This window comes from Caballeronia temeraria (genome assembly GCF_001544795.2).
Classification (GTDB): Bacteria; Pseudomonadota; Gammaproteobacteria; order Burkholderiales; family Burkholderiaceae; genus Caballeronia; species Caballeronia temeraria.
The window spans coordinates 31,233-43,752 of the sequence record NZ_FCOI02000047.1 but is presented as its reverse complement, the minus strand read 5'-3'; the positions used below and the strand labels follow the sequence as shown (position 1 = coordinate 43,752).

Genomic DNA, 12,520 nt, shown 5'->3' with positions numbered 1-12,520 from the left:
GAAGGTTTCGTGCTGACTTGCCAGTGTCATCCGGTGAGCGAGCGGGTGGTGGTGAGTTTCGACGAGCGTTAAAGCACAGCGCAGCCATTCGAATCGCGTAAACTAGGACCGCGACCCAAGCGCTCCTTTCGTCTTTCCGGCATCCGATACCGATGAACACGATTCACGTCACGAATGGCGACAGCGCGGCCCAATCCCTCACCGAAGCGCTGCTGCGCGCGGAACGCGATGAACACGTCATCGCGCTGCGCGACGATCTCGCCGTCGGTCCGCTGAGGGACATCGACGAATCGTCGCTCGCGCGCGCCGCGTTCTGGCGGCAGGTGCTGAATAGCGCGATCGACTTCGAGGACGAACTCGAAGCGCAGCAAGCGCTGTTCAGCCGCCTCGTGCGCGGCGACGGTCAGATCGTCGTGTGGCATGGCCAGAGCGCCGCCGATCAACTCACGTTGCGACGCGTCGCCTATCATCTGCGCAACGCGCCGCAGCGCCTGAACGAAGCGAAACTCTCGCACGACGATCTCTCGATCAAAACCGACGACAGCGAACCGCAACGCGTCGGCCGCGAAGATCGCGCGACGGCCGTCGGCATGTTCTCGCCGAGGCAACTGCTCGCGAAGCTGCCGACCGCGGCGCCGATTTCCGTGCTGCGCATCAGCCGCCTCGCGCTCGAATGGCAGGAAGCGAAGCACGCGAACGCGGAGACGCGCCGGCTGCGCGACAACATGCTCGTATCGGGAACATGGCTCGACGTCGACGAAGCGCTGCTCGATCTCGCCAGCCCGGAATGGCAACCGGCGGCCCGGATCGCCGGCGCGGCAATGGGACAGCGCTTCGATTTCATGCTCTCCGATTCCATCGCTTTCTGGCGCTGCCGCGAACTCGTGACGGCAGGACGGCTTAAAATCCGCGGCACGCCGTCCGAAATCAGCCGGGCCGAGCTGCGCCGCTGAATCCATATCTATAAGAACGTATTTTCGAACACATGGCCCGTACCAAAGCTGCCGATCACGAGACGCAACGCGAACAGATCCTCGAACTCGCCGCCGCGAAATTCGCCCAGACGAGCTACCCCAGCACCTCGATGGCCGATCTCGCCGCCGCGAGCGGCACGTCCAAAGCGCGCCTCTATCACTATTACGAGAGCAAGGAAGCGATTCTCTTCGATCTGCTCGACCGCTACACCAAGCGGCTGATGCTGATCATCGCGGAAGTGGAAGGCTCGAGCCAGCGACGCGGGCTGGGCGAACGCGAGGCGTTCGCCGATCTCGTGCGCGCGTTTCTCGCCGAATACGAGACGTCGCACAGCCGGCACGTCGCGCTCCTGAACGATGTGAAGTATCTCGAAGAAGCGCAGCGCGAGATCGTTCTCGACCGTCAGCGCGATATCGTCGCGGCGTTCGCGCGTCAGCTCGCGCGTGCGTATCCGAAGCGCGCCACCAAGGACAATCAGACCGCGCTCACGATGATGGTCTTCGGCATGATCAACTGGACGTTCACCTGGCTGAAGCCCGGCGGCAAGCTCGGCTACAGCGAATTCGCCGAGCAGGTCGTCGACATGATCGAGAACGGGCTGAACGTCGATCGCTGAAAATGTTGCTCCGCAACAGACTGACCGGTCGGTGAATTGTTGCTTTAACGCAATTGCTTCAAGTCACTGATTTACATCAAATTTAATCGATTTCAGTGACTGTTTAGAACGCATCGTCTAGTGCGTTTTAAGGGTTTTCCCGTATCCGTTTCCGCCGAATCGGCTAGAATTCGTTTTGCTTTGCAGCACGCTGCATCACGAATGAAGGAGGAACGACCGTGGAAATGACCATCAAACGCACTGCCGAGCAGATCGTCGCGCACGATCAGCCGCTCAAAGACGCGCGTCTGCCGGTTCTCGTCCGCGAGCTCTCTTCGGCGGATCGCGAGCGCCTGCTCACGCACTTTCTCGCGCTCGACGAAGACGACCGCCTGCTGCGCTTCGGGCAAATCGTGCCGGATCACGTCATCGAGAACTATGTGCGCAATATCAATTTCGCGAACGACAAGGTGTTCGGCGTCTTCGGCAGCGCGCTGGAACTGGTCGGCGTCGGCCATCTGGCCTATCTGCCCGCCGAAGGCGACAAGCGCACCGCCGAGTTCGGCGTGTCGGTGCTCGAAAGCGCGCGTGGCCGCGGCGTTGGCTCGAAGCTGTTCGAGCGCGCCGCCATGCGTAGCCGCAACACGCACGTCTCGGTGCTCTATATGCACTGCCTGTCGCGCAACTCGACCATGATGCATATCGCGAAGAAGTCGGGCATGAAGATCGAGTACGCATACGGCGAAGCGGACGCTTATCTGTCGCTCGCGCCGGCGGACCAGACCAGCATCATGGCCGAAATGCTTCAGGAGCAGGCCGCCGTTTTCGACTATGCGATCAAGCGCCAGGCGCATCGTGCGTCGCAAGTTTTCCAGGCGTTCGTCCCGGCGGCGGACGCGGCGTAACGATCATCAGAACAGCGCGGGTTAGTGCTGCGAGTGGGACCAGCAAGGGCGGCATCGACCGCCCTATTTCATTTTCATTTCATCGCAGCGGCAGAACCGTCGTTTCCTTGATGCGCTCCAGCGAGAAGCTCGAGCGCACATCGATCACGGACGGATGGTGCAGCAATTCATCCTGCACGAAGCGCGAGAAGTCATCCATGTCGCGCACCTGCACGCGCAGCAGAAAGTCCATTTCTCCGGTCATCGCGTCGCAGGCGACGACTTCCGGCCACGAACGCACCGCCTCACGAAACAGATCGCCGTGCGTCGGCGCTTTCGGCGTGCCCGCCGCGGCCTGCGTGCCGCCGCGTTTCTCCAGCCGCACGTTGATATACGCGAGCAGACCGAGCCCGAGCTTTTTGGCGTCGAGCAACGCGACGTAACCGCGAATCACGCCGATTTCCTCCAGGCGGCGAATGCGCCGCAGGCACGGACTCGGCGACAGATTCACACGATCCGCAATCTCCTGATTGGACAGCCGGCCATTCTCCTGAAGGATCGCGAGAATGCGGAGGTCTATCGTGTCCAGTTCGGGGTCGGCCATTTTATCGCTCCAGAAGGCTATGGATTGGCAGCATCGTGCGCAATCTTATGAACTCGCGATTTGTTTCGCAAGTTTTTGCCGCCCTCACCTGACTAAACTGTCTCCACGTCGCGCACACGCGCCGCACTCAAAATTGGAGACATGCATGACCGCCACGACCTGGGAAAATCCCGTCGGCACCGACGGCTTCGAGTTCATCGAATACACCGCGCCCGATCCCATCGCGCTCGGCAAGCTGTTCGAGCAGATGGGCTTCACCGCGATCGCGAAGCATCGTCATAAGGACGTGACGCTGTATCGTCAGGGCGAAATCAACTTCATCATCAATGCCGAACCGGGTTCCTTCGCGCAGCGCTTCGCGCGTCTGCACGGTCCGTCGATCTGCGCGATCGCATTCCGCGTCGGCGATGCCGCCAAGGCGTACCAGCGCGCGCTCGAACTCGGCGCATGGGGTTTCGACAACAAGACCGGCCCGATGGAGCTGAACATTCCGGCGATCAAGGGTATCGGCGATTCGCTGATCTACTTCGTCGATCGCTGGCGCGGCAAGAACGGCGCCCAGCCGGGCAGTATTGGCGACATCAGCATTTACGACGTCGACTTCGAGCCGATTCCGGGCGCGGAGCAAAACCCCGTCGGTCACGGCCTGACCTATATCGATCACCTGACGCACAACGTGCATCGTGGCCGCATGGTCGAATGGGCGGAGTTTTACGAGCGGCTCTTCAATTTCCGCGAAGTCCGTTATTTCGATATCGAAGGCAAGGTGACGGCGGTCAAATCGAAGGCGATGACCTCGCCGTGCGGCAAGATCCGCATTCCGATCAACGAGGAAGGCTCGGAGAACGCCGGTCAGATTCAGGAATATCTGGACGCGTACCACGGCGAAGGCATTCAGCACATCGCGCTCGGCGCGAGCGATATTTACGGCACTGTCGACGGCCTGCGCGACGCGAAGATCGCGCTGCTCGATACCATCGACACGTATTACGAACTGGTCGATCGCCGCGTGCCGGGACACTGCGAATCGGTCGCGGAACTGAAGAAGCGCAAGATTCTGATCGACGGCACCAAGGACGAGATCCTGTTGCAGATTTTCACGGAGAACCAGATCGGGCCGATCTTCTTCGAGATCATTCAGCGCAAGGGCAATCAGGGCTTCGGCGAGGGCAACTTCAAGGCGCTGTTCGAATCGATCGAACTGGATCAGATGCGTCGCGGCGTGCTGAAGGACACCACGGCAGGCTGAGGCACGCGATAGGCACAAAAAAGGGACATGAAATCATGTCCCTTTTTTCATTTCAGCGGGCCGATGCGCACGGCACCGACCGCGATGAGCGGGTCAGCCCGCCGTCTCGTCGTCGCTGCTTTCGGATTCGCGGCGCTTCTGCGCGCCCGACTGAACCGACTGAACGCGCACTTGCGCGACCTGTGCAACCGACGACGCCCCGAACGGCGATGCATTATTCGCCCGTGCGCCGCCCACCGGCGCGCTGATGGCGAAAAAGGCGGCCGAAACCATCAAGACATTCTGGATGTGGCGTTGTTTCATCGTTATCTCCTTCTAACTGCTGGGTACAACCCGCTACCGGAAGCCAAAAATGCACAAAAAGACAGCAAGGGATTTCCGGAAGCGCCATTTTAGACAGACATGAGCGGCAAGGTTCCACGAATCGGTCGGATTTACACGCTGTAACAAAACCCTCTTGCTGACGGTCAAATCGTCAAGGAATTGACGCAAAGCGGTGTTAAGTGAGGAATTTTTAACGGGTTTGCCCCACTGTCTCGAAAACCCTTAGACCGGCAAACTGAAATCCCGGCTCGACCGTTCACAAGACGCGACGGCCCGAAACATGCTTTGGTGATCCCAAACCTCGGGTGGAGGAAGACACAGAATGAACGCCCCGCTAGACGCAGAACAAAGAGCTTCTCTAGAAGCCGCGTTGACGTCCGTCACGCTCGATGACAAATACACGCTCGAACGCGGCCGCGCCTACATGAGCGGCATCCAGGCTCTCGTGCGCCTGCCGATGCTCCAGCAAGAGCGCGACAAAGCCGCTGGTCTCAATACAGCCGGATTCATCTCCGGGTATCGCGGTTCTCCCCTCGGTGGCCTCGACCAGTCGCTCTGGAAGGCGAAGAAGCATCTCGCCGGGCATCAGGTCGTATTCCAGCCGGGCGTGAACGAAGACTTGGCCGCCACCGCCGTGTGGGGTTCGCAGCAAGTCAACCTGTACCCAAGCGCCAAATATGACGGCGTTTTTTCGATGTGGTACGGCAAAGGTCCGGGCGTCGACCGTTCGGGCGATGTCTTCAAGCACGGCAACTCCGCCGGATCGGCGAAGCACGGCGGCGTTCTGGTGCTCGCCGGCGACGACCACGCCGCGAAATCATCGACGCTCGCGCATCAGTCGGAGCACGTTTTCAAGGCGTGCGGTCTGCCGGTGCTGTTTCCGTCGAACGTGCAGGAATATCTCGATTTCGGGCTGCACGGCTGGGCGATGTCCCGCTACTCCGGCCTGTGGGTCGCGATGAAATGCGTGACCGATGTCGTCGAGTCGTCGGCTTCGGTGGATATCGATCCGCATCGCACGAAAATCGTGATTCCGACCGATTTCGCGATGCCCGATGGCGGCCTGAACATCCGCTGGCCTGATCCGCCGCTCGTGCAGGAAGCGCGTCTGCTCGACTACAAGTGGTACGCCGCGCTCGCCTACGTGCGCGCGAACAAGCTGGATCGCGTGGAAATCGATTCGCCGCATGCGCGCTTCGGCATCATGACCGGCGGCAAGGCGTATCTCGACGTGCGTCAGGCGCTGACCGATCTCGGCCTCGACGACGCGACCTGCTCGCAGATCGGCATCCGTCTCTACAAGGTCGGCTGCGTGTGGCCGCTCGAAGCGCAAGGCGCGCACGAGTTCGCGCGCGGGCTGGAAGAAATCCTGGTTGTCGAGGAAAAGCGGCAGATTCTCGAATACGCGATCAAGGAAGAGCTGTACAACTGGCCGGATGCGCAACGTCCGCGCGTCTACGGCAAGTTCGACGAAAAAGACGGCGCTGGCGGCGAATGGTCCGTGCCGATGGGCAACTGGCTGCTGCCCGCGCATTACGAGTTGTCGCCCGCGATCATCGCGAAGGCGATCGCCACGCGTCTCGACAAGTTCGATCTGCCCGCCGATGTGCGCGCGCGCATCGCGGCGCGCATCGCCGTGATCGACGCGAAGGAGAAGTCGCTCGCCCGGCCGCGCGTCGAGGCGGAGCGCAAGCCGTGGTTCTGTTCGGGCTGTCCGCACAATACGTCGACGAACGTGCCGGAAGGCTCGCGCGCGATGGCGGGCATCGGCTGCCACTACATGACCGTGTGGATGGACCGCAGCACGAGCACGTTCAGCCAGATGGGCGGCGAAGGCGTCGCGTGGGTCGGCCAGGCGCCGTTCTCCAACGACAAGCACGTCTTCGCGAACCTCGGCGACGGCACGTACTTCCACTCGGGCCTGCTCGCGATCCGCGCGGCGATCGCGGCGAAGGTGAACATCACCTACAAGATTCTTTACAACGATGCAGTCGCGATGACCGGCGGCCAGCCCGTCGATGGCGTGCTGACCGTGCCGCAGATCACGCACCAGTTGGCGGCGGAAGGCGCGGCGAAGATCGTCATCGTGACGGATGAGCCGGAGAAATACACGGCGAACGTCGGACTGGCGCCGGGCATCGACGTGCATCATCGCGACGAACTCGACGATATCCAGCGGCAACTGCGCGAAATCCCGGGCACGTCGATTCTGATCTACGACCAGACCTGCGCCACCGAGAAGCGCCGCCGCCGCAAACGCGGCGCGTATCCCGATCCGGCGAAGCGCGTCGTCATCAACGAGGCCGTGTGCGAAGGCTGCGGCGATTGCTCGGTGAAGTCGAATTGCCTGTCGGTCGAGCCGCTGGAAACGGAGTACGGCACGAAGCGGCAGATCAACCAGTCGACGTGCAACAAGGATTACTCGTGTCTGAACGGCTTCTGCCCGAGCTTCGTGACGGTGGAAGGCGGCCAGTTGAAGAAGCCGAAGGCGACGAGCGTGTCCGACAATGCCATGCCCGCCGTGCCGACGCCGGAACTGCCGGACATCGGGCGGCCGTATGGCGTGCTGGTGACGGGCGTCGGCGGAACGGGCGTCGTGACGATCGGCGCGCTGCTCGGCATGGCGGCGCATCTGGAGCAAAAAGGCGTCACCGTGCTCGATGTCACCGGCCTCGCGCAAAAGGGCGGCGCCGTGATGAGCCACGTGCAGATCGCGAACCGTCCGACCGATATCCACGCGACGCGCATCGCGATGGGCGAGGCGGATCTCGTCATCGGATGCGATGCGATCGTCACCGCGAGCAACGAATGCGGCTCGCGGATGCAGCCGGATCACACGCGCGTCGTCGTGAACAGCGCGCAGACGCCGACCGCCGAGTTCATCAAGAACCCGAACTGGAGTTTTCCGGGCGCGAGCGCGGAGGCGGATATTCGCGCGGCGGCGGGCGAGCATGTCGCGCTCGTCGATGCGAACCGCTTCGCCGTCGCGCTGATGGGCGATGCGATCTATACGAATCCGTTCGTGCTCGGCTTCGCGTGGCAAAAGGGATGGGTGCCGCTGCGGCATGAATCGCTGGTGCGCGCGATCGAGCTGAATGCCGTGCAGGTCGAGAAAAATCTCGCGGCGTTCGAATGGGGCCGTCGCGCGGCGCACGATCTTTCCGCCGTCACGCGGCTGGCGCATGGCGCTCCGGATGCGGCGCCGGGCAAGATCATCTCGCTGCATACGCCGAAGGCGCTCGATGCGCTCATCGACAAGCGGCTCGACTATCTCGCGAAGTACCAGAACACGGCGTACGCGGCGCGGTACGGGCGGTTGGTTGCGTCGGTTCGCGCGAAGGAAGCGGAGCTTGGCGGCGGTGATTATTCGTTGACTGAGGCTGTCGCGAAGAATCTGCACAAGTTGATGGCGTACAAGGACGAATACGAAGTCGCGCGTTTATATGCCGATCCGGTTTTCCTCGACAAGATTCGCGGAAGTTTCGAAGGCGACTGGAAGATCAAGGTGCATCTCGCGCCGCCGTCGCTGTCGCGCAAGGACTCGCACGGGCATCTGGTGAAGAAGCAATACGGTCCGTGGATGATGTCCGCGATGCGCGTTCTCGCGCGCTTCAAGTTCCTGCGCGGAACGGCGCTCGATCCGTTCGGACGCACGGAAGAACGGAAGATGGAGCGGGCGTTGATTGGCGAGTACGAAGCATTGGTGCGTGAGTTGATCGGCGGACTGACGGCGCAGAAGATGCCACTTGCGGTCGAACTGGCGAATCTGCCGGATTCGATGCGCGGGTATGGGCACGTCAAGGAAAACAACGTGAAGGCCGCGAAGGTGAAGTGGGAAAGGTTGCTGGGGCAGTGGCGCGATCCGCAGGGCGGCGAAGCGAGACAAGTGGCCTGATGCGCTGACTCACTTTTCATCGCTCAACAAAAACGGCGATCCGGTTCCCCGGATCGCCGTTTTTCACTGACGCATCGAACCTTACTTCGCTACCCGCGCATTCGCGCTCGCCACCGCCGTCATATTGATGATCCGGCGCACCGTCGCCGCCGGCGTGAGGATATGAACAGGCTTCGCCGCACCGAGCAGGAACGGCCCGACCGTCACGCCTTCGCCGCTCACCATCTTGAGCAGGTTGTACGTGATGTTCGCCGCTTCCACGTTCGGCATGATCAGCAGGTTCGCCTCGCCATGCAGCGTCGTGCCCGGGAACGCAGCCTTGCGAACCGCCTCCGACAACGCCGCGTCGCCGTGCATTTCGCCATCGATCTCGAGATCCGGCGCGCGCTCGGCGATCAGCTTGCGCGCTGCCGCCATGCGCTCCGCCGATGCGCTCGGCACGCTGCCGAAGTTCGAATTCGACAGCAGCGCGACCTTCGGCTGCACGCCGAAACGCTCGATTTCACGCGCCGCGAGAATCGTCATGTCGGCGAGTTGTTCGGCCGTCGGCGTCTCGTTGACGTACGTATCGCTGATGAACAGATTGCGCCCTTGCAGCATCAGCAGGTTCATCGCCGCGAAGTTGTTCGCGCCTTCCGCCTTGCCGAGCACCTGATCGATGAACTTCAGATGATCCTGATACGTGTCGATGAGACCGCAGATCATTCCGTCGGCATCGCCGGTATGAACCAGAATCGCGCCGATCAGCGTGTTGAACTTGCGCAGCGCGGCCTTCGCGCTCTCGGGCGTCACGCCCTGACGCGCGGCGATTTCGTGATACGCCTGCCAGCTCTTCTGATAACGCGGATCGTCCTCCGGATTCACGATCTCGAAGTCGACGCCCGGCTTCAGCTTCGAGCCCATCTTCTGCAGACGCATTTCGACGACAGCCGGACGGCCGATGATGATCGGCTTCGCGATCTTCTCCAGCAGCACGAATTGCGCGGCGCGCAGCACGCGCTCGTCCTCGCCTTCCGCGAACGCGATGCGCGCCGGAGCCGCCTTCGCCGCCGCGAACACCGGGCGCATCACCATGCCCGTGCGATACACCGTAGCGCCAAGCGTCTCGCGATACGCGTCCATGTCCTTGATCGGACGCGTCGCCACGCCCGAATCCATCGCGGCTTGCGCGACGGCCGGCGCGATCTTGATGATCAGACGCGGATCGAACGGCTTCGGAATCAGATATTCCGGACCGAATTCCAGCGAATGGCCTTCGTATGCCTTCGCGACTTCATCGCCCTGATCGGTTTCTTCGGCGAGTTCCGCGATCGCGCGCACGCACGCGAGCTTCATCTCTTCGGTGATCGTCGTCGCGCCAACGTCCAGCGCGCCGCGGAAGATGAACGGGAAGCACAGCACGTTGTTGACCTGATTCGGATAGTCCGAGCGGCCCGTCGCGACGATACAGTCCGGACGCACGCGCTTCGCTTCTTCCGGGCGGATCTCCGGCTCCGGATTCGCAAGCGCGAGAATCAGCGGCTTGTCGGCCATGGTCTGGACCATGTCGGCCTTCAGCACGCCCGCGCTCGAGCAGCCGAGGAACACGTCGCAGCCGTGCATCGCGTCGGCGAGCGTGCGCGCATCGGTCGATGCCTGATAGCGCTCCTTCGATGCATCCAGGTTGCCGCGGCCTTCGTAGATCACGCCCTTCGAATCGATCACGAGCGTGTTCGACTTCTTCAAACCGAGGTGCACGAGCAAATCGAGACACGCGATCGCGGCCGCGCCCGCGCCGGAGCAAACGAGCTTCACTTCGTCGAGCTTCTTGCCGACCACTTTCAGGCCATTGAGAATCGCCGCCGACGCGATGATCGCCGTACCGTGCTGATCGTCATGGAAAACGGGAATCTTCATGCGCTCGCGCAGCTTCTTCTCGATGTAGAAGCATTCCGGCGCCTTGATGTCTTCGAGGTTGATGCCGCCGAGCGTCGGTTCGAGCATCGCGATCGCATCGACGAGCTTGTCCGGATCGGTTTCCGCCAGCTCGATATCGAATACGTCGATGCCCGCGAACTTCTTGAAGAGGCAGCCCTTGCCTTCCATCACCGGCTTGGCCGCGAGCGGGCCGATATTGCCGAGTCCCAGCACGGCCGTGCCATTCGTCACGACGCCGACGAGATTCGCGCGCGACGTGTACTTCTGCGCGTCGAGCGGTTCATCGTAGATCGCCATACACGCAGCCGCGACGCCCGGCGAATATGCGAGCGAAAGGTCGAGCTGGTTGGAAAGCGGCTTGGTCGGAGTAACCGAAATCTTGCCGGGGCGCGGATTCTGGTGATACGCGAGGGCGCTTTGCTTGAGTTGTTCGTCCATGATTGACCTGAGACGTTTGGGAATTATTTGAACAGGGTTCACACCGCCGTCGACCGTGCTGCAATGAATGCGGAAATGTGAATCGATGGACCAAGTTCCACGTGCTCGTCGCGTCGGATAGACGCAGCGTGCCGCTCGCAAGGATGAGGCGAGCGGACGGAGCCATCGGTTTTTTTGGGACGTCCAGTGTACACCGCGCACTTGAAATGACGCGATGCAACGTTTCAGCGCATTTTCATCGGATGACTGCCCGCTCAGTCGAGCTCCGCGCCGCGTTTTTCGGGGATGAGAAAGAGCGTCGCGACGACATCGAGCAGATAGATCGATGCGAGAAACGCAAGCGCGACCGCGAACGAATAACGCGCCGCCAGCGCACCGACCGCAACCGGCCCGAGACCGCCGACCGCCCGCCCGATATTGAACAGCACGTTCTGCGCGGTCGCGCGCGCTTCGGTCGGATAGATTTCGGAGATCAGCGCGCCGTAGCCGCCGAGCATGCCGTTCACGAACACGCCCATCACCGCGCCGCCGATCAAGAGCGCCAGCGGGCTCGTCAGATGCGAATAGACGAAGACCATCGCGACCGCGCCGATCTGATAGACGAGAAACGCCGGCTTGCGCCCGAAGCGATCGGCGGCAAGCCCGAACAGCCAGATGCCGAGCGCCATGCCGAGCACGGTGGCCGCCGTCCAGAGACCGGATTGGGTGAGCGAGTAGCCGAAGGTCTTCGAGAGATAGCTCGGCAGCCAGATCATCAGCCCGTAATAGCCGAAGTTCTGCACCGAGCACAGAATGATCACGCCGATGCTTGCTCGCGTAGTACGGGCGTCGTCGAAAAGGCGCTTGAGCGGAATTTTGCGGGCAGCGCTCGCGTTCGCGTTTGCTTTGGCGGCCGCGCGACGCTCGGTGAAGAGCGCCGGTTCTTCCACATGGCGCCGCACGAAAAACGACGCCACCGCCGGCAGCAGCCCGACCGCGAACATGCCGCGCCAGCCGATCAGCGGGAGGAGCATCGGCGTGATGAGCGCGGCGGCGAGCACGCCCAGTTGCCAGCCGATCCCCACATACGACGACACCCGCGCCCGCAACCGCGCGGGCCACGCTTCCGCGACGAGCGCCATGCCGATACCGAACTCCCCGCCCAGCCCGATCCCGGCGATGGTGCGATAGATCAGCAAGTCGCCGTATCCCTGCGCGAGCGCGCACAGGCCGGTGAAGACGGCGAACACGAGAATCGTCCAGGTCAGCATGCGCACGCGGCCGAAGTAGTCGGACAGCATGCCGAACACGATGCCGCCCGCGACCGCCCCGGCGAGCGTCCACGTGACGAGCGCGCCGGACTGCGCGGGCGTGAGATGCAGATCGGCGGCGATCGCGGGCAGCATGAAGCCGAGGATCAGCAGATCGAAGCCGTCCATCGCGTAGCCGAGAACGGACGCGATGAGCGCCTGCAGCGCGTGGCGCGTGGGCGCGACGTTGGAATCGTTTGTGGAGGGAACGGATGTCATCGGACGAAGTGAAGTTACGCAGCGGCGCCGGGAGTTTACGCGCGAGCGCCACGGCTTCACAACCGCAAACAATTCGCGACGATACGCCGCGTCGGGTAAAATGGCGGGCTACGCGCGCAGGAAACGTCTAA

Annotated in this window: 9 protein-coding genes; 5 read left to right on the top strand and 4 right to left on the bottom strand. The window is 62.2% G+C overall.

Annotated features, from left to right (window positions below):
- Positions 1 to 152: 152 nt before the first annotated feature.
- The 3 genes from AWB76_RS35705 (at position 153) to AWB76_RS35695 (ending at position 2,475) form a co-directional block, all read left to right on the top strand.
- Positions 153 to 953 (top strand): DUF1835 domain-containing protein, encoded by an 801-nt coding sequence (locus AWB76_RS35705; protein WP_061164797.1) that lies wholly within the window; start codon positions 153 to 155, stop codon positions 951 to 953.
- A 32-nt stretch (positions 954 to 985) separates the two neighbouring features.
- Positions 986 to 1,591: a TetR/AcrR family transcriptional regulator gene (locus AWB76_RS35700; protein WP_061164796.1), complete on the top strand. Its 606-nt coding sequence runs from the start codon at positions 986 to 988 to the stop codon at positions 1,589 to 1,591.
- Positions 1,592 to 1,815: 224 nt separating this feature from the next.
- The gene (locus AWB76_RS35695; RefSeq protein ID WP_244173618.1) at positions 1,816 to 2,475 is read left to right on the top strand and encodes a GNAT family N-acetyltransferase; all 660 of its coding nucleotides are present in this window, start codon (positions 1,816 to 1,818) and stop codon (positions 2,473 to 2,475) included.
- Between the two features lie 79 nt (positions 2,476 to 2,554).
- Here AWB76_RS35695 and AWB76_RS35690 read toward each other — a convergent pair whose 3' ends face one another.
- Positions 2,555 to 3,058: an Lrp/AsnC family transcriptional regulator gene (locus tag AWB76_RS35690; protein WP_061164794.1), complete on the bottom strand. Its 504-nt coding sequence runs from the start codon at positions 3,056 to 3,058 to the stop codon at positions 2,555 to 2,557.
- A 145-nt stretch (positions 3,059 to 3,203) separates the two neighbouring features.
- On the opposite strand from AWB76_RS35690, the gene hppD reads away from it, so the two are divergent.
- Positions 3,204 to 4,307: a 4-hydroxyphenylpyruvate dioxygenase gene (gene hppD / locus AWB76_RS35685; RefSeq protein ID WP_061164793.1), complete on the top strand. Its 1,104-nt coding sequence runs from the start codon at positions 3,204 to 3,206 to the stop codon at positions 4,305 to 4,307.
- Positions 4,308 to 4,400: 93 nt separating this feature from the next.
- Here the strand turns inward: hppD and AWB76_RS35680 are convergent, their stop codons facing one another.
- Complete coding sequence (locus AWB76_RS35680) at positions 4,401 to 4,610, bottom strand: hypothetical protein (RefSeq protein WP_061164792.1); 210 nt, start codon at positions 4,608 to 4,610, stop codon at positions 4,401 to 4,403.
- Positions 4,611 to 4,953: 343 nt separating this feature from the next.
- Between AWB76_RS35680 and AWB76_RS35675 the strand changes: the two genes are divergently transcribed.
- A complete protein-coding gene (locus tag AWB76_RS35675) occupies positions 4,954 to 8,526 on the top strand; it encodes an indolepyruvate ferredoxin oxidoreductase family protein (protein WP_061164791.1) in 3,573 nt (1,190 codons plus the stop codon).
- A gap of 81 nt (positions 8,527 to 8,607) precedes the next feature.
- On the opposite strand, the gene AWB76_RS35670 is transcribed toward AWB76_RS35675, so the two are convergent.
- Positions 8,608 to 10,881 carry an NADP-dependent malic enzyme gene (locus AWB76_RS35670; RefSeq protein WP_061164790.1) on the bottom strand — a complete coding sequence of 758 codons (2,274 nt, stop codon included), beginning with the start codon at positions 10,879 to 10,881 and terminating at the stop codon, positions 8,608 to 8,610.
- A gap of 254 nt (positions 10,882 to 11,135) precedes the next feature.
- Positions 11,136 to 12,389, bottom strand: a complete 1,254-nt coding sequence (locus AWB76_RS35665; protein ID WP_061164789.1) for an MFS transporter — start codon at positions 12,387 to 12,389, stop codon at positions 11,136 to 11,138.
- Between the last annotated feature and the right edge of the window lie 131 nt (positions 12,390 to 12,520).